The sequence below is a fragment of the Micromonospora sp. WMMD730 genome (genome assembly GCF_049178955.1).
GTDB lineage: Bacteria > Actinomycetota > Actinomycetes > Mycobacteriales > Micromonosporaceae > Micromonospora > Micromonospora wenchangensis.
Window position 1 is genome coordinate 3,455,908 of sequence record NZ_JBMHML010000002.1, and the last position, 20,182, is coordinate 3,476,089.

The following is a 20,182-nucleotide window of genomic DNA, read 5'->3' on the forward strand; positions in this document are numbered from 1 at the left end:
CGGGCCCGCGCTCAGCCGCCCTGTAGCTGTCGCAGGTCGGCCTCCGCCCGTACCGTGTCGGGGTGGTCGTCGCCGAGGATGCGCCGCCGGTCGGTGACCACCTTGGCGAGGACCTTCTCGGCCTCCACCCGGTCGCCGGTGGCGACCAGCGCCTCGGCCAGGGTGTGCCGGGCGGCGATCATCCCGAGGTGCTGGTCCTCCCGCCGGGCGGTGTCGGTGGCGAGGATCGCCCGCAGGTCGGCCAGGGCCTCGGCGGCCCGCCCCTCGTGCAGCAGGCACAGGGCCAGGGTGTGCCGGACGGTCAGCGTCTCCAGGTGGTCGGGGGCCCAGTGCCGCAGCCGGATCTCCAGGATCTCGGTCAGCTCGGCGCGGGCGTCGGCGTACCGGCCCTGGGCGGCCACCGCGCGGGCCAGGCTGTGCCGGGCGGTCATGGTGTCCCGGTCCTCCGGGCCACGGACCCGGAACTCCGCCCGGACGATGTCCCGCAACTCCTGCTCGGCATCGGCCCACCGGCCCTGCTCGAGGATGGTCCGGGCCAGCTTGTGCCGGCTGGCCAGGGTGTTGCGGTGCTCCCGGCCGAGCAGCGCCTCCCGGGCCGGGATGATCTCCCGCAGCTCGGCCTCGGCCCAGTCCAGCTGCCCCTGTTCCAACGCCGCCCGGGACCGCTCGTGGCGCAGGCTGAGCACCGCCCGCTCCCGGGGGTCGAGGCCGATCCGACGGCAGGCGGCCAGGCAGCGGTCGAGCAGGATCTCGGCCTGGCCGGGCAGGCTGACGGCCAGCAGGAAACGGGCGATCAACCGGGCCAGGTCCAGTGCGGTGGTGAGCAGTTCCGGCTCGGTACGGGGCAGCTCCCCCGCGTCGAAGAAGGCCAGCACCGCCCCGGTCGTCGGCGGGGCCAGCACGTGCCAGCTGGCCCACTTGTCGGGCTCGTCCGGGTCGAACTCCTCCTCCCGGGGCCGGTCCGGGTCCCGCAGCCGCAGCACGTCGAGCAGGGTGAGCACCAACTCGTGGTAGGCGGGCCGGTCGGCGATCACGTCGGGGTGGTCGTGCACCAGCTCGCGTACCAGCGGGTGCAGGGTCACCACGTGCGCGACCGGCGACTGCGCGGGCAGCGACTCGATCACGCCGAGGTCGACCAGGGCGAAGTCGGCGAGCGACCGGAGCACCTCACGCAGCCGGTCCTCGCCGATCTCACCGACGAGCCGGGACGCCGACAACCGGGCCGGGTCGAGCAGGATCTGGTACGGGATCGGCGCGTCCCCCAGCGAGGCCAGCAGCCGCAGCATCGGGCGGGCCTGGGCCAGCCCCCGCCCGGCGAGCAGGTCCAGCGACATCTCCCAGGACTGCACGACCGGTCGTACCGCCCGGTCGAACGCCTGCGACACGGTACGGGTCGTGCCGGCGCCGGAGCGGCGGTCCAGGGCCTCCCGGTAGCCGTCGTAGGTGCGGATGGACACCCCGGGGCCGCCGACCGGGATGCGGTTGGCCTCGGCGAGGTAGGTGCCCGCCCCGCGCAGGGCCAACGGATGCCCCTTGAGCCGGGTGGCCAGGCTGGTGGCCTGGGCGAGGTTGCCGGGCGCGTCACCGGCTAGGTCGATCAGGACCTGGGCGGCGTCCGGTGGGGAGAGTTCCCGCACCGGGTGCATGGTGGACCAGTCGCCCCAGGTCTCCTGGCGACCGTCGCGGGTGGTGACCAGGACCAGCCCGTTGCGGGTACGCGGCTGGCGGAACCACCCGGTGCCCTCGGCGACCCGGCCGTCGAGCGGGGCCAGCAGGGACGGCTCGTCGGCGTTGTCGAAGATCAGCAGCCACGGCCGGTCCGACTCGTTGAGCAGCGTCCACACCAGCTCCACCGGGCTGCGGGTCTTGCCCGCCCAGGCCAGGTCGAGCTGGCTCTCCGGGGCCTGGAGCTGGCCGGCGATCTCGCGCATGCCGGCACTGACCCGGGCCGAGTCCTTCGCCGAGATCCACCAGACCAGCCGACCGCGTGCCTCCAGCCGGCGGGCCACCTCCAGCGCGGTGGCGCTCTTGCCGCAGCCGCCCAGCCCCCAGAGGATCTGGGCGGCCTCCTCGGCCGGGCGGAGCGTGCCGGCCGGCGGTTCGGCGGCCCGCAGGATCGTCTCGACCAGTTCGTCGCGACCGCGCAGCGGCAGCCGACCGGGGCGGGGCGGGGTGATGGAGAAACCGGCGTCCTGCGCCGCGCCGGTCATCGTCGACCGGTGCCGGGGCCGGGGGCCGGGGTGCGGCCGGACCGGCGCGTGGACGGGACACCCGGCGTCGCGTGAGGCCGGAAACGGGTCGGGGACGGGAAGGACCGCCACGGTGCGGGCCGAGCCGCTCGGTTCTGGTGAGCGGGACCGGGGGAACTCATCTGACCTCCCGGAGGGGCGGGACGACAGGGGCCACGTCCACGGGTCGGGTGCGGCCCGTGGTGGTGATCCTTCCCCCAACCCTACCCGTCCGCAGCGCCGGTATCACTGCGCGTCGACCACCCGGACCGAACGTGCGGGTCTTGTGGACGGGACGGCGGGACCGGCCGACCGGGCAGGGGAGGCCGACGGCGCAACCCCGCCGGCCGCACCGGGTGCTGGCGGGCCGACGGTACCGTGCCGGCCATGTCGACTGTGGAACTGCTGGCCTGGCTGCCCGTGCACGGGCACATCGACTGGGGATCGGTGCCGGACTGGTTCGGCGGCCTCGGCACGGTGGGCACCCTGCTCTTCGGCGTGCTCAGCCTGCGCCGGGAGATCCGGGCCCGCCGGCGTGAGGACCGGGCCGCCCGCGCCCGGCAGGCCCGGCTGGTGTCGACCTCGACCCGGATCGAGGGCGGTGGGGTGCTGCGGGTACGGGTCACCAACGACAGCGACGGACCGGTCTTCGACCTGACCGCCACCCCCCGGGTCCGGGCCGGGGGCGACGACGCGGACGTCGTCGTCGGGGTCACGGCGGTGACCGGACCGGTGGACCGGCTCAACGGTCACCGCGACGGCGAACTGTTCGTCACCGTCGACCGCGCGGTCGACCTGACCGGTTTCGCGTCGGCCACCGTGGAGCTGTGCTTCACCGACCAGCAGGGCAACCGGTGGCGACGTCGGGGCGCGACGGAACCGGAGCTGGACCTGGGTGTCGAGCCGTCGGGCCGCCGGCTGCGGCTGCCGTGGCGGCGGGGCTGACCGGCGGTCCGTCGACCCACGGGCCAGCACGCCTCAGGTGGCCGGGGTGACCGCCGCCAACCACTGCTGGGCCAGCACGGCGTGACCGGACGGGGTCAGGTGCACCCCGTCGTCGGTCCACACCCGGTCGTCGACGTCGGCGGTGTCGAACCGTGCCTGCACCGCGACCAGCGTCGCGTCGTACTCGACGGCCAGTTTGCGCACCGCGTCGAGTTTCGGGGCCAGGTCCTCGTGCCAGCGTCGCTGGTCGTCGTCGACCGGGAGCAGGAACGGTTCCATCAGCACCAGCCGGACGTCGGGCAGCGTGTCGCGGGTGACGCCCAGCACGTGCCGGTAGTCGGCGGTGAACTCCTCGACGGTGGTGGCCTCGCCGCTGCTGTACCGCCGCCAGGTGTCGTTGATCCCGATCAGCACCGACACCACCTGCGGGGACAGCGCCAGGCAGTCGTCCGACCAGCGGGCCCGCAGGTCGCGTACCCGGTCGCCGCCGACGCCCCGGTTGCGGAAGGTCGCCCGGTGATCCGGGTGCCGCGCGGTGAACCAGGCGGCGGCCATCATCGCCCAGCCCACCCCGAGGTCGGCGGGGTCGGTCCGGTCCCGTCCGGCGTCGGTGATGCTGTCGCCGATGAACAGCACCCGACCGTCGCGCGGTATCTCCACCGTCATCCGTCCGCTCCCCTGTCGTCGTCGGACGCCCATCATCCCCGCTGTCCGACCGGGACACCAGCGGGGAAGTCGACGCGGCGGTGGTGTCCATCGCCGGTCCGGGCCGGCCGACCGGTACAGTGGTGCTCCGCATCCGACGCCCCACCGGGTGTCGTGCGTGAGCGTCAAGCAGCGGCGCGGTCCCCGGCCCGTCCGGCGGCTGCACCTGCGGCCTACCGGCATGGACCGATCATCACGCGCCGCCGGCTCCGGCCGGTGGTTTCGCGCCGGTTCGCAAGGACGTCAGACGCCATGCCGCAGTCACCGCTCGACCTCACCGAGGCCGTCCTCCGGTTGGGGTCCATCCGCCACGACGAGATGGGCCTCGATGCCGTCCTGTCCCGGATCACCGAGGTGGCCCTGGAGAGCATCCCGGACGCCGCCGAGGTGACGGTGACCCTGGTGCACGGCACCGAGGCGACCACCGCCGCCCACACCGGCGAGCTCGCGCTCCAGCTCGACAGGTGGCAGTTCGAACAGGGCCGTGGCCCGAGCCTGGACGCGGCCACCACCGGCACGGTGCTGATCGTGGCGGACATGACCGAGGAGCGGCGCTGGCCGGAGTGGGCGGCCCGGGCGCACGCCGTGGGGGTGTGCTCGTCGATGTCGCTGGGCCTGCCGATCCAGGAGGCGGTGGTGGGCGCCCTGAACCTCTACGCCACCCGGGTCGGCGCGTTCGGCCCGCTGGTCGCGCCGGCCCGGACGTTCGCCGACCACGCCGCGGTGGCCCTGGCCAACGCCCACCTCTACGACAGCACCGCGACCCTGGCCGGGCAGATGCAGGAGGCGATGCGCAACCGGGCGGTGATCGAGCAGGCCAAGGGCATCATCATGGGGCAACGCCGGTGCACGGCCGACGAGGCGTTCGCGATGCTGGCCCGGGTGTCGCAGAATTCCAACCGCAAGCTGCGGGACGTGGCGGAGGCCCTGGTGCGGCAGGTCAGCCGGTCGGTGCCCGGTCAGCCCACCGCCGCCGACCGCTGAGGCACGGGGGTTCAGCGGCTACCGGCGGTGGCCCGGCCGACGAGGGCTGCGGCGACGTCGCGCAGCTTGCGGTGGGAGTCCTGGGAGAGCTTGGCGAGGATGCCGAAGGCCTCGTCGGCGGTGCACCGGCGTTGCCCCATGATGATGCCCTTGGCCTGCTCGATCACCGCCCGGCTCTCCATCGCCGAGCGCATCTGTTCGGCCAGGGTCGCGGTGCTGGCGTAGAGGTGGGCGTTGGCCAGGGCCACCGCCGCGTACGCGGCGAACGTCCGGGCCAGTTCCACCGTCTCGGCGTCGAACGTGTGCGGCCGGGCGCCGTAGAGGTTGAGGGCGCCCACCACCGCCTCCTGGATCGGCAGGCCGATCGCGACCACGCTGCCGATGCCGGCGTCGGCGGCCCGCGTCGCCCAGCCCGGCCAGCGTTCCTCGGTGCCGGTGTCGGACACGACGAGGGTGTCGCCGGTGACCGAGGCGTCCAGGCACGGGCCGTGGCCCTGCCGGTACTGCCACTCGTCGAGCCGCAGCGCGGCGTCGCCGGTGACGGCGACGCTCTGCGGGCTGCCACCGCGCAGCAGGGTCACCGACACCTCGGACACGCCACGCAGGCTGCGGCAGGCCAGGTCGGCGATCATCCCCAACACCTCGTCCACACCCACCTCGTCGAGGCGGATCCGGCCGAGTCGGGTCAGGGCGTCGTGCGGGGAGAGCGGGGGCGCTGCCATCACACGGCTCCTTTCCGGCGGGCGTCCCCCGGGCTGCCCGTGGTGGGGGGCGCGTCGGCCCCCGGCCCGACGGTGGGCCCGACGCACCGGGGTGCGCGACAATCCGCACCATACCCGCACCCGGGGCCGGCCGCCCCCGCACGCACCTGCGGCAAGCTGCCCGCGGTGGCTGGTCAGGCCAGGTAGGCGGGCGGCACCGCGTCGGTGAGCCACACGCCGTTGGCGCTGCGGTAGAAGGTGTGCCCGTCGCGGGCCATGGCCGCCGCGTCGACGGTCAGCACCACCACCGCGCCACCCCGGCGGGCCCCGACCCGCCGGGCCGTCGGCACGTCCGGCGACAGGTGTACGTGGTGCCGTCCGCCCCGGTTCAGCCCGGTGGCGCGGATCGAGTCGAGGGCCGCGGCCCCGGTGCCGTGGTAGAGCCGGGCGGGTGGTGGTTGCGCGGTCAACCCCAGGTCGACCGGGTAGGAGTGGCCCTGGCTGGCCCGGATGCGTTCCACCCCGTCGGCGTCCCGGGTCACCGCGAACCGTTGCTTGTCGTTGCCGGCGACCACGGCGTCGAGGGTGGACCTGTCGATGCGCAGGGCGGCCAGCAGGTCGGTGACGGCCACCCACCCGCCCGGGTCGGGGGCGAGGCCGAACCGGGCGGGTCGGTGGCGCAGGGCCAGCGCGATCCGTTTGCTGGTCCGCACCAGCGTGTGATGATCCATGTCGAGCATTGTCGGGCCGGTGGCGGGCCCGCTCCACCGGTTATCCGGTGCCGCGCCCGCCCCTGCGGTCGGCTCAGCCGGCGGCGCGCAGGGCCTCGGCGAGGGTGGTGGGCCGGCGGCCGAGCAGCTTCTCCAGGTCCGCCACGGGCACGTACAGCGCGCCGTGGGCGAGGCCCCGGTCGGCGTCGGCGAGGGTGGCCGCGTACGGCTCGGGCAGCCCGGCGGAGACGAGCAGCTCGGTGTACGCCGGCACCGGCAGGTCGGTGTAGCGGACGTCGCGTCCACTCTGGCGGGACACCTCGGCGGCCAGTTCGGTCATGGTGAACGCCTCGCCGCCCAGTTCGTAGACCCGACCGGTGTGCCCCTGCGTGGTGAGCACCTCGGCGGCGGCCTCGGCGTAGTCGGCCCGGGTGGCGGCGCTGACCCGGCCGTCGCCGGCCGACCCGGCGACCCCGTGGGCCAGGTAGTTGGCCAGTTGACCTGTGTAGTTCTCCAGGTACCAGCTGTTGCGCAGCAGCACGTACGGCAGGCCCGAGGCGCGCAGTTCCTCCTCGGTGGCCCGGTGTTCGGCGGCCAGCAGCAGGTCGGAGGTGTCGGCGTGGGCGATGCTGGTGTAGACGACCAGGCCGACGCCCGCCTGACGGGCGGCCTCGATCACGTTGTGGTGCTGCGGCACCCGCTGCCCGGCCTCGCTGCCGGAGACGAACATCAGCTTCTCGGCGTCGGCGAAGGCGGCGCGCAGTGAGTCGGGGTCGGTGTAGTCGGCCGTCCGCACCACGACGCCCCGCTCGGCGAGGTCGGCGAGCCGGTCCACGGAGCGGCCGAGGGCCACGATCTGCCCGGCGGGTACGCCCCGGCGCAGCAGGGATTCGACGATGAGGCGGCCCAGGTGGCCGGTGGCCCCGGTGACGACGACGGACATGGCGCTCTCCTTCGGGTGGCGTGCTCTTGTCGTACTGGCCAACACGCAGGTGGGAGCCGATACTTCCCGGCAGAGAGTAGGCACCTTGAAGTTTGTGACGCACTGATAGAGAGTAAAGTGATGCGACCCGACCCGTTCCAACGCGACTGCGGCAGCCGGCAGGTCATCGACCGGATCGGTGACCGGTGGAGCGTGCTGGTCGTGCTCACCCTCGCCGACGGCGAACGCCGCTACGGCGAACTGGCCGAGCACATCGACGGAATCAGCCAGAAGATGCTCACCCAGACCCTGCGCGGGCTGGAACGCGACGGTCTGGTCACCCGCACCGTGCACGCCAGCGTCCCGCCCCGGGTCGACTACGCCCTCACCGACCTCGGCCGCAGCCTGCTCGACCTGGTCTCCGGCCTGGAAGCCTGGGCCACCACCCACCTCCCCGACGTGCAGGCGGCCCGGGTCCGCTACGACGCCGAGGTCCTGCGCCGCCCGACCACCGCGCGAGCCGGCCGCCGGTAAGGGGCGGACGTGAGGGCCGTCATAACGGGTGGACGACCCGCCGGTCGCTGCTGCTAGATTTCGGGCAGGTCATGAGCGCCAGCGTCAAGCCCCGGCTCGCTGGCCGGCAACCCTCCGCCACGGTGGGGTGCTCCGGGTGAGGACCAGGCACCGGTGAACGACCCGGTGCAAGCGTGGCCTGGTCACCCCAGGTCGACACCGATCAGGGAGAACCCGTGTCGAACCACTCACCCGCCCCACCCGGCGACGGCGTCACCGCCGTGATCCGGCCCGGCGTCCGGTCCGTCGGCGTCCGGCTGGTCAGGCGGCGACACGTCGACCTCATGCGGGTGCACAGCGACTCATGTCGCCGCCGCTAGTCGAACCCCTCTTCCCGTGACACCTCAGCGGGATGCCCGGTGGGCATCCCGTCGGCGGCGCGCGTCCGCCGCCGCCCGACCACCTCCGGAGACACCCGTGCGATTCCTTCCTGCCCTGCCCACACTCCGACTGTTCCGCGCCACCTGGACGCGGGTCGCCGCGCTCGGCGTCGCCGCCCTGCTCGCCGGCACCGCGTTGACCGGCTGCGGCGGCGACTCCGAGGCGGCCGACAACCCGTACGGCCTGCTCCAGCCGGGGGTGCTGCGCGCCGGCACGCTCACCGACGCCCCACCGAACGTCTACCTCAAGGACGGCACGTTCACCGGCTTCGACAACGACCTGCTCGTCGCCGTCGCCGGCAGGGTCGGGCTGAAGGTCGAATTCGTCGGCACCGACTTCTCGGCGCTGCTCTCCCAGGTCAACAACCGCAAGTTCGACGTCGGCAGCTCCTCGATCACCGTCACCGAGGCACGCAAGAAGACCGTCGACTTCGGCAACGGCTACGACTTCGGCTACTTCGGCCTCGACGTGCCGGCCGGTTCCCCGCTCACCGGCTTCGACCAGCTCGCCGGCAAGCGGGTGGTGGTCGTCCAGGGCACCGTGCAGGACGACTACGCCACCTCACGCAAGCTCGACCCGGTGCGGGTGCCCGACTACAACGGGGCGATCAACCAGCTCAAGGCCGGCACCGCCGACGCCTGGATCGCCCCCGCCGAGATCGGCGAGAAGTCGGCCGCCGACAGCAACGGCAAGATCACGGTGGCGGCCACCGAACTGAGCCCGGCCCCCACCGCGTACGCCGTCGCCAAGGGCAACGACGCGCTGCGTGAGGCGCTGGACAAGGGCCTCGACGAGGTCATCGCCGACGGCACCTGGACCCGGCTCCAGCAGCAGTACTACCCGGGGCGGCCGATCCCGGCCGGCTTCACCCCCGGCAGCGGCGACGTCACCGCCCCGGGCGCGGCGACGCCGTCGACGTCGGCCACCTCCTGACGGTACGACCAGACCAGCGAGCGGGGCGGTAGGAGAACACGATGGATCCGTTGAGCACCCTGTGGGAGACCTTCTTCGACGGGGACTCCATGCGCGAGGCGCTGCCCGAGATGCTGACCGTCGGGCTGCCCAACACGCTGATCCTGGCGGTCTCCGCCGCCCTGCTCGGCTCGGTACTGGGCATGGCGCTGGCCGTGGCGGGCATCTCCCGTACCCGGTGGTTGCGGTGGCCGGCCCGGGTCTACACCGACGTGTTCCGGGGCCTGCCGGCCGCCGCCACCATCCTGCTGATCGGCGTCGGCCTGGCCCCGCTCGGCATGCAGGTGTGGGGCCCCAACCCGTACCCGCTGGGCATCCTGGCGCTGTCGCTGATCGCCGCCGCGTACATCGGGGAGATCTTCCGCTCCGGTATCCAGAGCGTGGAGGCCGCGCAGCTGGAGGGCGCCCGCGCGCTGGGCTTCTCCTGGGGTGAGGCGATGCGCCTGGTGATCGTCCCGCAGGGGGTACGCCGGGTACTGCCGGCCTGGGTGAACCAGCTGATCGCGCTGATCAAGGACTCCAGCCTGGTCTACTTCCTGGGCCTGCTGGCCAGCCAGCGGGAACTGTTCCGGATCGGGCAGGACTACGCCGCCAACACCGGCAACCAGTCGGCGCTGCTGCTGGCCGGCCTGTGCTACCTGCTGCTGACCGTGCCGCTGACCCACGCGGTCAACGCCATCGACCGCCGGCTGCGTCGGGGCCGGACGGTCACCGTCGATCCCGACGACGACGGCGGGCTGGCCCTGGCCGGCGAGACCGCCCTACCGCAACCGCGCCCCACCCGGGAGGACCCCCGATGAGCACCGGCACCGCGACCACCATTTCGGTCAGCCTCGCCGTCCGCGACGTGCACCTGGCCTTCGGGGCGAACCGGGTGCTACGCGGCGTCGACCTGGACGTCGCCCGGGGCGCCACGGCCTGCGTCATCGGCCCGTCCGGCTCCGGCAAGTCCACCCTGCTGCGCACCGTCAACCGGCTGATCGAACCGGACTCCGGTGACGTCCTGCTCGACGGGCGCAGTGTGCTGCGCGACGACCCGGACGCCCTGCGGCAGCGGGTCGGGATGGTCTTCCAGCAGTTCAACCTGTTCCCGCACATGACCGTGCTGCGCAACATCACCCTGGCCTTGCGCCGGCTCAAGAAGCTGCCCGAGGAGGAGGCGGTGGCGCTGGCCCGTTCCCAGTTGGCGCTGGTCGGCCTCGCCGCCAAGGCCGACTCCCGGCCCGCCCACCTCTCCGGCGGGCAGCAGCAGCGGGTCGCGATCGCCCGCGCGCTGGCCCTGCAACCCCAGGTGATGCTCTTCGACGAGGCCACCTCGGCACTGGACCCGGAGCTGGTCAAGGGGGTGCTCGGGGTGATGGCCGACCTTGCCGCCGGGGGCATGACGATGGTGGTGGTCACCCACGAGATGGGCTTCGCCCGCTCGGTCGCCGACACCGTCGCGTTCATGGACCACGGCGTCGTGTTGGAGGCCGGCGCACCGGAGGCGGTCTTCGAGTCACCGCGGCATCCCCGGCTGCGCCGCTTCCTGTCGCAGGTGCTCTGAGACGGGCGACGCCGCTCCCGGCAGGGCGGGAGCGGCGTCGGATGGTGCGGATAGCCCGGCGGTCAGGTCATGTCGTCGTAGCGGCGGTCGATCGGTTTGGGCGGGGCGACCGGCTCGGAGGCGTGCACCGGCTCGGACAACTCCAGCTCCGGCGTGGCCACCACCGGGTCGTCGTCCAACTCCAGAGGCGACACCTCGTCGTCGTTCAACCCCGCGTAGGAGCCGTCGCGCCGCTTCCTGCGCCGGTCGTTGATGAACGCCACCCCGACCGCGACGAAGTACAGCAGCGACAGCGAGAGGGCCAGCAGCGTCATGCCGAACGGACCCGGGTCCGGGGTGGCGATCGCGGCGAACGCGAAGCAGATGAAGATGACCGCCCGCCACCAGCTCAGCAGGCGCTTCGCGCTCGCCACACCGGTGAAGTTGAGCATCAACAGGATCAGCGGGAACTCGAACGCCACCCCGAACAGCAGGATCATGTTCGTGACGAACGAGATGTAGCGGGTCACCTCGAGCTGGGTGGACAGCCCGGTGACACCGGACTCCATCAGGAACGCGAGACCCTTGTCCACCACCACGTAGGCCAGGACCGCCCCGGCGGCGAACAGCGGCGCCGCGATCATCACGAAGACGTACGCCCACTTGCGTTCGTGCCGGTGCAGGCCGGGCGCGATGAACGCCCACAGCTGGTAGAGCCAGACGGGCGCGCCGACGATCAGACCGATCCAGAGCGCCAGCTTGAGCCTGAGGACGAAACCGTCCGCCGGTGACAGCTGGAGAAACTGCTGACAATCGCCCATCGCGTCGGTGGCGCCGGGCAGTCGGCAGTACGGCTCTCTGAGTAGGTCGAACGCGGGCTGGGAGAGCCAGAAGCCCACGATCAGACCCACCACGATCGCCAGCGAGGCACGGAACAGCCGGTTCCGCAGCTCGCGGACATGCTCCATCAGGGTCATGGAACCGTCGGAGGCCCGTTCGAAGGTGCTGGGGCCACGTTTACGGAGCGCGAAGGCCACGGTGATCGGGCCCTTCGGTCAGTTGTCGCGGACGCGCTGCACCGGGTCGACCGGCGGGGCGAGCGGCTGCTGCGGAGCCTGCGGCGGGGCGTACTGCTGCTGAGGCTGCGGGGCGTACTGCTGCTGGGGCTGCGGCGCGTACGGCTGCTGCTGCACGGGCTGCTGCTGGGGCGGCAGCGGCTGGTAGCCGGCCTGCGCGTCGGCCTTCTCGGCCAGGTCGCGGTCGTCGTCGGCCAGGCTCTTGGTCTCCGCCTTGATGATCCGCAGCGAACGGCCGAGCGAGCGGGCCGCGTCGGGGAGCCGCTTCGCACCGAACAGCAGGATCAGCACGACCACGAGTACGGCGATGTGCCACGGCTTGAGGGCACCCATGGGAAGCTCCAGTCGCTCTGTGTCGAAGGGTGTGTCGAAGCCCATCGTACGTGCGTGACGGGCTGCTGCCACCCGCCGGGCCACCGCTGATGCGGCCCGGCCGGTGAAGTCTTGACCACCTGCGAGTGTCCCGTCAACCACCTGGACGGGTGCAGAGCTGCGTGAAACGGACTCCGGACGGGCCCCGGGCGGGTCGCCCACCGACCGCTGTCGATCAACTCCCGCGCTTGGCCTTGATCAGTTCGAGCCGCTGCTGGGTCGTCTCGGTCTGCCGTTGCAGCACCTCGGCCCGTTCCTGCAACGCCTCGGCGCTGTGCCGCAGCGTCTCGGCCTCGGCCTGGCGACGTTGCAACGCCATCGCCGCCCGGCGCAGCCGGGGCAGTCGCACCAGCACCGGACGGACCGCCAGGGCCAACACGACCAGCGCGAACAGCAGCACCGCCAGAACGATCCACTTCACCACGGCGGTCAGCCTACCGGCACGTCACCGCGCCCGCCGGGCAGGCCGAGGCCGCCGGGCGTCGCGTACGCCTCCAACGCGGCGGTGGCCTGGGCGCGTACCTGGGTCGCCAGCTCGACCGGGGCGAGGACGGTGACGTCCGGGCCGAGCCCGAGCACGAAGCGGCGGGCCCAGTCGAGGTCGGTCACCCGCAGCGACACCCTCCAGTGGTCGCCGTCGACCTCGACCCGCTCGCACGGGTAGTACTCGGTGATCCACCGCTCGCCCCGGCCGATCCGCAGGGTGATCAGCGGCAGGTCCGGTGACGGCTGGAACACCCCCTGCCGCAGGTCGTGCGGGCGGGCCTGCGGCGGCACCACGGCCGGCTCGTCCAGCTCGACCACCGCGTCGATCCGGTCGGCCCGGAACAACCGGACCGCCTCGGCGCGGCGGCACCACGCCTCGACGTACGCCCGGCCGTCGACCATCAGCATCCGCAGCGGGTCGATGACACGGTCGGTGCTCTCGTCCCGGGCGGCGGTGTAGTAGGTGATCCGCAGCGCCCGCCGCCGCTCGACCGCGGCCCGCAGTTCCTGCACCCGCTGACTCTCGCCGGGCAGCCGGACGGCCACCGGCGCGCCGACCAGGTCACCGGCCGCGTTCTCGATCTTGGCCAGGGCCCGTTCGACGGCCTCCCGGTTGGCCACCCCGGGGGTCTCGGCGAGCATCCGCAGCGCCACCACCAGGGCCAGCGCCTCGTCCGGGGTGAGCCGCAGCGGCCGGTCGATGCCGGCGTCGTAGGTGATGGTCACCCGGTCGCCGTCGAAGGCCATGTCGATCAGGTCACCCGGGCCGTAGCCGGGCAGCCCGCAGACCCAGAGCAACTCCAGGTCCTCCCGCAGTTGCCGTTCGGTGACGCCCAGGTCGCCGGCCGCCTCGGCGATCTCGATGCCCGGTCGGGCCAGCAGGTAGGGCACCAGGTTCAGCAGCCGGGCCAGCCGGTCGGCGGAGGTGCGCGCGGCGGGGCGGGTCACCGGGCACCCCCGGCCACGGCCAGCTCGTCGTGCCGGGCGGCGATCTCCTTGAGCCGTTGGATCACCGCGTCGCGTACCTCGGGTGGCTCCAGGACCCGGACGTCGGGGCCGTAGCCGACGAGCTGACCGGCCAGCGACTCCGGATCGGCGTACGGCAGCACCAGCCGGTCGCCGTCGGGGCCGGGCACGCTCTGCACCGCCCACCGGCGCAGCCCGGCGGCCCGCCCGTGGGTGGCCAGCACGGTGGCCCGGCCGGTCCGCTCGACCGGCCCGGACCAGGTGGCCACGTGCGAGATCAGATCGACGCCGGCCGGTGGCTCGTAGCCGCCGGGCGCACCGGTGACCCGGACCGCGCCGGTCACCCGGGACAGCCGGAAGCAACGCGTCGCCGCCCGGTCCCGGTCGTGGCCCACGACGTACCAGCGGCCCCGCCAGCAGACCACGCCCCACGGCTGCAGCCGGCGGCGGGTCGGCGCGTCCCGGTCGGGGACCCGGTAGTCGAAGGTGACCTCGCGGCGGTCCCGGGCCGCGGCGGTGAGTGGGGCGAACGCCGGATCGACGGTGACCATCGGCTCCAGCCCCAGGGTGGCCTGCGGGTCGACGTCCACGCCGGCCGCGCGCAGCTTGGCCAGCCCCGAGGAGGCGGCGGCGGCCAGCCCGGCGTGCTGCCACAACCGGGCGGCGATACCCACCGCGGCGGCCTCGTCCGGTTCGAGCGGAATGTCGGGCAGGGCGTACTCCCGGTGGGCGATCCGGTAACCGGGCTCGGCGTCGAACACGCTGGCCGTCCCGGTCTCCAGCGGCACCCCCAGCTCGCGCAGTTCCGCCTTGTCCCGCTCGAACTTGCGCTGGAACGCCTCGTGTTCCCGGGCGTCGTCCGGATCGTGTTCGTAGCCGGGCACGGTCGCGGCGATCTGCGCGGCGGTCAGGAACCGCCTGGTGGACAGCAGACAGATCACCAGGTTGACCAGGCGTTCGGTACGACTCCGCGACACGGGGTGAACGCTAGCAGCCCGGGCGGGATACCCGTGCACCCGCGCGGGGTGTGGCGTGACGGACACCCCGCCGCCCAGCGCAGGCGGCCCGGCGGACTTACGGTGACCGCATGGCGGAGGCCGAAGGCAACAGCGAGAGCGTCGGCACGGTGGTGGTGGCCGGGGCGGCGAACCTCGCCATCGCGGTGGCGAAACTGGTCGCCGGGATCATCTCCGGCTCGGCGGCGATGCTCTCCGAGGCGGCCCACTCGGTCGCCGACACCACCACCGAGGTGCTGCTCTACCTGGCGTTGCGCCGGGGGGCCCGGCCCGCCGACGTCCGGCACCCGTTCGGGTACGGCAAGGAGAGCTACGTCTGGGCGTTCCTGGCCGCGCTGTTCACCTTCGTGGCCGGTGCCGGCTTCGCGATCACCCACGGTGTGACCACCATTCTGGTGCACGAGCACAGCGGCGACTACCTGATCTCGTACGTGGTGCTGGCGGTCTCCTTCGCCATCGAGTCGGTGTCGCTGGCCCGCGCGGTACGCCAGGTACGCGGCGAGTCCCGCCGCTGGGGGACCACCCCGCGCCGGTTCCTGCGGCTGACCGCCGACACCACCGTCAAGGCGGTGTTCCTGGAGGACAGCGCCGCCCTGATCGGCCTGCTCATCGCGGGGGTCGGGCTGGGCCTGTCGCAGTGGACCGGCGACGAACTGTTCGACGGTGTCGCCTCGATCCTGATCGGCCTGCTGCTGCTCGTCGTCGCCGCCATTCTGGCCAAGAGCAACATCTCGCTGCTGGTCGGCCGGGCGGTGCCCGAACGGCTGCACCACGAGATCGAACGCGAGCTGGCCGGCCTGCCGACGGTGGACCGGGTCGACACGCTGCTGACCATGCAGCTCGGCCCGGACGACATCCTGGTGGCCGCCAAGGTCGACTTCCGGGACGAGGCGACCGGGGCCGACATCGAGGCCGACGCCGACGAGGCCGAACGGCGGCTCACCGACCGCTACCCGGAGATCGGGTACGTCTTCCTCGACCCCACCCGGTCCCTGCCCGGCGCCGGCCGCCACGCCCGGCGGACCCAGCAGGAGCCCGGCCCGGTGCGCGACGCCCCGCTCGACACGGCGTACCCCGGCCCGGCCGCCGACGCGCGCCCACCCGACGGGCCGTCCGATCAGGAGGCCGACGGCCGGCGCTGACCGCAGGCGGCCCCGCACGCGGCCGGCCGGGCGGCCGGCGATAGCGTGCCGGGCATGGTGCGATGGCGGTCCGGGACGGTCACGGCGGTACGGCGACGGTGGGCCGGCGCGGTGGAACTCGACGTCGCCCTGCCCGACGGGGCCACCATGCGCGCGCTGGCCTATCCGGAACTGGTCGGCGACCCCGTCCCCGGCGACCGGGTGCTGCTCAACGCCGGCGCGCTGCTGATGGGCCTCGGCACCGGCGGGTACGCCCTGGTGGTCGCCCTGCCCGACCGGCTGCCCGCCGACCCGCCGCAGGCCGGCGACACCCGCGACGCCGGGCACCTGGTCAAGGCGCGGTACACCCCGTTGCAGCCGATCATGCTCGGGGTCGACGAGGAGGCGTCGCCGCACCACGCGCTGCTCGCCGCCGTCGACGACCTGGACGGGTTGCCGGTGGTCACCGCCGACCTGCACTCCGCCCTGCCGGCCATCCTCGCCGGCATCCACGCCGACTCCCCCGGGGCCCGGGTGGCGTACCTGCTCACCGACGGCGGTGCGCTGCCGGCCTGGTTCTCCCGCACCCTCGACGAGCTGCGTGACGCGCTGGTCGGCACGGTCAGCGTCGGGCAGGCGTTCGGCGGGGACCTGGAGGCGGCCACCCTGCACACCGGCCTGCTGGCCGCCCGACACGTGCTCCGCGCCGACGTGGCGATCGTCGCGCAGGGGCCGGGCAACCTGGGCACCGGCACCCGGTGGGGGTTCTCCGGCGTCGCCGTCGGCGAGGCGGTCAACGCGGTGGCGGTGCTGGGTGGCCGGCCGGTCGGGTCGCTGCGGATCTCCGACGCCGACGCCCGCCCCCGGCACCAGGGGGTGTCACACCACAGCCTCACCGCGTACGGCCGGGTGGCGCTGGCCCCGGCGGAGCTGGTGGTGCCGGCCGGCCTGCCGCCGGAGCTGGCGGCCCGGGTGGACGCCGCGCTGGCCCCGCTGGCCGACCGGCACACCCTGGTCCGGGTCGACACCACCGGCCTGGACGCCGCGCTGCGGGCCCTGCCGGTGCGACTGTCCACGATGGGCCGGGGCCTGGACGCCGACCACGCCTACTTCCTCGCGGCGGCGGCCGCCGGCCGGCACGCCGCCGCGCTGCTCGGCTGACCGGCCGGCATCGGCCAGCGGCGCGGTCTGCGCGACCGTCACCGCTGACCCGACGTCCCGGCGAAGCCGGGGCCGGAACGGTGTCAGCCGACCAGGAAGATCAATGCGAGCCAGCCGACCACGATGACGACCAGCGCCACGGTCAGCACCCAGGTCGGCACGGTGTACTCGCCCCGGCGGTTGCGGGCGATCTCGTCGCGGATCTTCGCCCGACGGCGGTCGATCCAGTTGAGCCGCTGGGCGTCGCCGCGCTCGCGGTCGGCGGATTCGGAATCGTTCATCGCCCCGCCAGCGTACCGGTGGGCCGGCGGCCGTCACCGACCGCCGGCCCCCTGGTCACATGCTCGCGATCAACCGCTCCACCCGCTCGTCGTACGCCCGGAACGGGTCCTTGCAGAGCACGGTGCGCTGCGCCTGGTCGTTGAGCTTCAGGTGCACCCAGTCGACGGTGAAGTCGCGCCGCTTCTCCTGGGCGTGCCTGATGAACTCGCCGCGCAGCCGGGCCCGGGTGGTCTGCGGCGGGGTCTCCTTGGCCTCGAAGATCTCCGGGTCGGTGGCCACCCGGTCCACCTGGCCGCGCCGCTCCAGCAGCCCGTACAGGCCCCGGCCCCGGCGCAGGTCGTGGTAGGCCAGGTCCATCTGCGCCACCCGGGGGTGCGACAGCGGCAGGTCGTGCTTGCGCTGGTAGCGCTCGATCAGCCGGAGCTTGCTCACCCAGTCGATCTCCCGGGCCACCGGGTCCAGGTTGCCGCTCTCCACCGCGTTCAACACCCGGCCCCACAGCTCCACCACCCGCTTGGCGGTCTGGTCGCCGCCGCGACGCTCCACGAACTCGGTGGCCCGCGCCAGGTACTCCTGCTGGATCTCCAGGGCGCTGACCTCCTTGCCGGAGGCGAGGCGCACCTTGCGCCGGCCGGTGATGTCGTGCGACACCTCCCGGATGGCCCGGATCGGGTTCTCCAGCGACAGGTCGCGCATCACCACGCCCGCCTCGATCATCCGCAGCACGATGTCGGCCGAGCCGACCTTGAGCAGCGTGGTGACCTCGTTCATGTTGGAGTCGCCGACGATGACGTGCAGCCGCCGGTAGCGCTCGGCGTCGGCGTGCGGCTCGTCGCGGGTGTTGATGATCGGCCGGCTGCGGGTGGTCGCCGAGGAGACGCCCTCCCAGATGTGCTCGGCCCGCTGGGACAGGCAGTAGACCGCCCCGCGCGGGGTCTGCAACACCTTGCCGGCGCCGCAGATCAACTGCCTGGTGACCAGGAACGGGATGAGCACGTCGGCGAGCCGGCCGAACTCACCGTGCCGGGACACCAGGTAGTTCTCGTGGCAGCCGTACGAGTTGCCGGCCGAGTCGGTGTTGTTCTTGAACAGGTAGATCTCACCCGCGATGCCCTCGTCGTGCAGCCGCTTCTCCGCATCGACGAGCAGGCCCTCCAGGATGCGTTCACCGGCGCGGTCGTGGGCGACCAGGTCGGTGACCGAGTCGCACTCCGGAGTGGCGTACTCCGGGTGCGACCCGACGTCCAGGTAGAGCCGGGCCCCGTTGCGCAGGAACACGTTGCTCGACCGTCCCCACGACACCACCCGGCGGAACAGGTACCGGGCGACCTCGTCTGGGGACAGCCGCCGCTGCCCGCGATAGGTGCAGGTGACGCCGTACTCGGTCTCGAGGCCGAAGATTCGCCGCTCCATGATGTGACACTAGCCGCCCGGAGGGTCGGTTCGTCACTGTCACAGCACAGGTAGTGTGCTCCGGTCGCCCGGATCCCGTCCGGCTACGCCGCCCCGGCCGGCCCCAACCCGGCCACGAACGCCTGGCAGGCGGCGTGATCCGGCAGCATTCCCGCCGCCCGGGCCTGCGCGAACGTCGGTGCCGCCGCGTCCCGGGCGGACAGTTGCGGCACCTCGACCGGCCACTCGATGCCCAACTCCGGGTCGAGCGGGTGCACCGCGTGTTCCCCGGTCGGGTTGTAGGTGGTCGAACAGAGATAGCTCAGGGTCGCGTCGTCGGTCAACGCGCAGAAGCCGTGCCCCAGCCCCTCGGCCAGGTAGACCGCCCGCCGGTCGGTGTCGTCGAGCCGGACGCCCTCCCAGCGACCGAAGGTCGGCGAGCCGGTCCGCAGGTCCACCACCACGTCGAGCACCGCGCCGCGGACGCAGGTGACGTACTTGGCCTGGCCGGGCGGGACGTCGGCGAAGTGGATGCCGCGCACCACGTCCCGGCCGGAGACCGACAGGTTGGCCTGGGCCAGCCGCAGCGGGTGGCCGACCGCCTCGGCGAGGTGGTCGAACCGGTACCACTCCATGAACAGGCCGCGCGGGTCGCCGTGCTGCTGCGGGGTGACCTCCCAGGCGCCCTCGATGCTCAGCGGGCGAATCTTCACCGCACTCCCTCCGTTGACGACTGTGCCGCGCGCAGCACCGCCTCGTCGTGCTTGTCGGCCAGCAGGCCCAGCAGGTAGTCACCGTAACCGCTCTTGGTCAGCGGCTCGGCCAGCGCGCGGAGCTGGTCGTCGTCGATCAGGCCGGCCCGCCAGCAGACCTCCTCGACGCAGCCGATCTTCATGCCCTGCCGTTCCTCGATCACCCGGACGAACTCGCCGGCCTGCATCATCGAGGTGAACGTGCCGGTGTCCAGCCAGGCGGTGCCCCGGTCCAGCACGGTCACCGACAGCTCACCGGCCTCCCGGTACGCCTCGTTGACCGCGGTGATCTCCAGCTCGCCCCGGGCGCTCGGGGTGAGCTTGCCGGCGATCTCGACCACCCGGTTGTCGTAGAAGTACAGTCCCGGCACCGCGTAGCGGGACTTCGGCCGGGCCGGCTTCTCCTCGATCGACAGCACCCGGCCGTCGGCGTCGAAGTCGACCACGCCGTACGCCTGCGGGTTGGCCACCGGGTAGGCGAAGACCCGGCCGCCGACGAGGTCGCCGTTGTCGGCCAACTGCCGGCCGAGGCCGACGCCGTGGAAGATGTTGTCACCCAGCACCAGCGCCACCGAGTCGTCGCCGATGAAGTCCGCGCCGAGCACGAACGCCTGCGCGATGCCCTCCGGACGGGCCTGGGCGACGTACTCCAGCCGCAGCCCCCACTGGCTGCCGTCGCCGAGCAGCCGCTGGAACTGGCTCTGGTCCTCCGGGGTGGTGATCACGAGGATCTCCCGCACCCCGGACATCACCAGCGTCGACAGCGGGTAGTAGACCATCGGCTTGTCGAAGATCGGCATCAGCTGCTTGGACACCGCCCGGGTGATCGGCCACAGCCGGGACCCGGTGCCACCAGCGAGAAGGATTCCACGCACCGGGGGAGCCTACCGGGACCGGCGCGAACCGGACACC

General features: G+C 73.1%; 22 protein-coding genes and 1 riboswitch. Of the genes, 8 read left to right on the top strand and 14 right to left on the bottom strand.

Going from position 1 to position 20,182, the window contains the following annotated elements:
* Positions 1 to 11: 11 nt before the first annotated feature.
* Entirely contained in the window at positions 12 to 2,210 is a 2,199-nt protein-coding gene (locus ACN265_RS15100) for a tetratricopeptide repeat protein (RefSeq protein ID WP_204924377.1), read from the bottom strand.
* A gap of 405 nt (positions 2,211 to 2,615) precedes the next feature.
* On the opposite strand from ACN265_RS15100, the gene ACN265_RS15105 reads away from it, so the two are divergent.
* A complete protein-coding gene (locus ACN265_RS15105) occupies positions 2,616 to 3,173 on the top strand; it encodes a hypothetical protein (RefSeq protein ID WP_421408244.1) in 558 nt (185 codons plus the stop codon).
* Positions 3,174 to 3,206: 33 nt separating this feature from the next.
* Here the strand turns inward: ACN265_RS15105 and ACN265_RS15110 are convergent, their stop codons facing one another.
* A complete protein-coding gene (locus tag ACN265_RS15110) occupies positions 3,207 to 3,839 on the bottom strand; it encodes an SGNH/GDSL hydrolase family protein (protein WP_421408247.1) in 633 nt (210 codons plus the stop codon).
* A 291-nt stretch (positions 3,840 to 4,130) separates the two neighbouring features.
* Between ACN265_RS15110 and ACN265_RS15115 the strand changes: the two genes are divergently transcribed.
* Complete coding sequence (locus tag ACN265_RS15115) at positions 4,131 to 4,862, top strand: GAF and ANTAR domain-containing protein (RefSeq protein WP_204924380.1); 732 nt, start codon at positions 4,131 to 4,133, stop codon at positions 4,860 to 4,862.
* Between the two features lie 11 nt (positions 4,863 to 4,873).
* Here ACN265_RS15115 and ACN265_RS15120 read toward each other — a convergent pair whose 3' ends face one another.
* The 3 genes from ACN265_RS15120 to ACN265_RS15130 form a co-directional block, all read right to left on the bottom strand.
* Positions 4,874 to 5,584 carry a GAF and ANTAR domain-containing protein gene (locus ACN265_RS15120; RefSeq protein WP_420116973.1) on the bottom strand — a complete coding sequence of 237 codons (711 nt, stop codon included), beginning with the start codon at positions 5,582 to 5,584 and terminating at the stop codon, positions 4,874 to 4,876.
* Between the two features lie 173 nt (positions 5,585 to 5,757).
* Positions 5,758 to 6,294, bottom strand: a complete 537-nt coding sequence (locus tag ACN265_RS15125) for an RNA 2'-phosphotransferase (RefSeq protein WP_420116972.1) — start codon at positions 6,292 to 6,294, stop codon at positions 5,758 to 5,760.
* Between the two features lie 73 nt (positions 6,295 to 6,367).
* Positions 6,368 to 7,216: an SDR family oxidoreductase gene (locus tag ACN265_RS15130; protein WP_204924383.1), complete on the bottom strand. Its 849-nt coding sequence runs from the start codon at positions 7,214 to 7,216 to the stop codon at positions 6,368 to 6,370.
* Between the two features lie 120 nt (positions 7,217 to 7,336).
* Between ACN265_RS15130 and ACN265_RS15135 the strand changes: the two genes are divergently transcribed.
* From ACN265_RS15135 to ACN265_RS15150, 4 genes are all read left to right on the top strand, one after another.
* Entirely contained in the window at positions 7,337 to 7,729 is a 393-nt protein-coding gene (locus tag ACN265_RS15135; RefSeq protein ID WP_420116971.1) for a winged helix-turn-helix transcriptional regulator, read from the top strand.
* 67 nt (positions 7,730 to 7,796) lie between these two features.
* A riboswitch (SAM riboswitch) is annotated at positions 7,797 to 7,909 on the top strand.
* A 276-nt stretch (positions 7,910 to 8,185) separates the two neighbouring features.
* Positions 8,186 to 9,082, top strand: a complete 897-nt coding sequence (locus ACN265_RS15140; protein ID WP_421408253.1) for an ABC transporter substrate-binding protein — start codon at positions 8,186 to 8,188, stop codon at positions 9,080 to 9,082.
* Positions 9,083 to 9,123: 41 nt separating this feature from the next.
* Positions 9,124 to 9,921: an amino acid ABC transporter permease gene (locus ACN265_RS15145; protein ID WP_204924386.1), complete on the top strand. Its 798-nt coding sequence runs from the start codon at positions 9,124 to 9,126 to the stop codon at positions 9,919 to 9,921.
* Positions 9,918 to 10,667: an amino acid ABC transporter ATP-binding protein gene (locus ACN265_RS15150; protein ID WP_421408256.1), complete on the top strand. Its 750-nt coding sequence runs from the start codon at positions 9,918 to 9,920 to the stop codon at positions 10,665 to 10,667. Before ACN265_RS15145 ends, ACN265_RS15150 begins: the two co-directional genes overlap by 4 nt.
* A gap of 62 nt (positions 10,668 to 10,729) precedes the next feature.
* Here the strand turns inward: ACN265_RS15150 and tatC are convergent, their stop codons facing one another.
* The 5 genes from tatC to ACN265_RS15175 all read right to left on the bottom strand — a co-directional run bounded on the left by tatC (position 10,730) and on the right by ACN265_RS15175 (position 14,523).
* On the bottom strand, positions 10,730 to 11,683 hold the full coding sequence (tatC, locus tag ACN265_RS15155) for a twin-arginine translocase subunit TatC (protein WP_421408258.1): 954 nt from the start codon (positions 11,681 to 11,683) through the stop codon (positions 10,730 to 10,732).
* 18 nt (positions 11,684 to 11,701) lie between these two features.
* The gene (gene tatA, locus ACN265_RS15160; RefSeq protein ID WP_363655222.1) at positions 11,702 to 12,055 is read right to left on the bottom strand and encodes a Sec-independent protein translocase subunit TatA; all 354 of its coding nucleotides are present in this window, start codon (positions 12,053 to 12,055) and stop codon (positions 11,702 to 11,704) included.
* Positions 12,056 to 12,269: 214 nt separating this feature from the next.
* Positions 12,270 to 12,518, bottom strand: coding sequence for a hypothetical protein (locus ACN265_RS15165; RefSeq protein WP_204924390.1), 249 nt, complete (start codon positions 12,516 to 12,518; stop codon positions 12,270 to 12,272).
* A 5-nt stretch (positions 12,519 to 12,523) separates the two neighbouring features.
* Positions 12,524 to 13,528 carry a helix-turn-helix transcriptional regulator gene (locus ACN265_RS15170; protein WP_204924391.1) on the bottom strand — a complete coding sequence of 335 codons (1,005 nt, stop codon included), beginning with the start codon at positions 13,526 to 13,528 and terminating at the stop codon, positions 12,524 to 12,526.
* A complete protein-coding gene (locus ACN265_RS15175) occupies positions 13,525 to 14,523 on the bottom strand; it encodes a helix-turn-helix transcriptional regulator (protein WP_421408263.1) in 999 nt (332 codons plus the stop codon). The genes ACN265_RS15170 and ACN265_RS15175 overlap by 4 nt, the downstream gene beginning before the upstream one ends.
* A 110-nt stretch (positions 14,524 to 14,633) precedes the next feature.
* Between ACN265_RS15175 and ACN265_RS15180 the strand changes: the two genes are divergently transcribed.
* Together ACN265_RS15180 and ACN265_RS15185 are read left to right on the top strand one after the other, a co-directional pair.
* Positions 14,634 to 15,704 carry a cation diffusion facilitator family transporter gene (locus ACN265_RS15180; protein WP_421408265.1) on the top strand — a complete coding sequence of 357 codons (1,071 nt, stop codon included), beginning with the start codon at positions 14,634 to 14,636 and terminating at the stop codon, positions 15,702 to 15,704.
* A 54-nt stretch (positions 15,705 to 15,758) separates the two neighbouring features.
* Positions 15,759 to 16,844 (top strand): DUF3866 family protein, encoded by a 1,086-nt coding sequence (locus ACN265_RS15185; protein ID WP_421408268.1) that lies wholly within the window; start codon positions 15,759 to 15,761, stop codon positions 16,842 to 16,844.
* Positions 16,845 to 16,927: 83 nt separating this feature from the next.
* On the opposite strand, the gene ACN265_RS15190 is transcribed toward ACN265_RS15185, so the two are convergent.
* The 4 genes from ACN265_RS15190 to rfbA form a co-directional block, all read right to left on the bottom strand.
* Positions 16,928 to 17,125 (bottom strand): hypothetical protein, encoded by a 198-nt coding sequence (locus ACN265_RS15190; RefSeq protein WP_421408270.1) that lies wholly within the window; start codon positions 17,123 to 17,125, stop codon positions 16,928 to 16,930.
* Positions 17,126 to 17,180: 55 nt separating this feature from the next.
* The gene (pafA, locus tag ACN265_RS15195; protein ID WP_088646860.1) at positions 17,181 to 18,539 is read right to left on the bottom strand and encodes a Pup--protein ligase; all 1,359 of its coding nucleotides are present in this window, start codon (positions 18,537 to 18,539) and stop codon (positions 17,181 to 17,183) included.
* An 83-nt stretch (positions 18,540 to 18,622) separates the two neighbouring features.
* Positions 18,623 to 19,231, bottom strand: coding sequence for a dTDP-4-dehydrorhamnose 3,5-epimerase family protein (locus tag ACN265_RS15200; RefSeq protein ID WP_420117802.1), 609 nt, complete (start codon positions 19,229 to 19,231; stop codon positions 18,623 to 18,625).
* Positions 19,228 to 20,145, bottom strand: a complete 918-nt coding sequence (rfbA, locus tag ACN265_RS15205) for a glucose-1-phosphate thymidylyltransferase RfbA (RefSeq protein ID WP_421408274.1) — start codon at positions 20,143 to 20,145, stop codon at positions 19,228 to 19,230. Before rfbA ends, ACN265_RS15200 begins: the two co-directional genes overlap by 4 nt.
* Positions 20,146 to 20,182: the final 37 nt, after the last annotated feature.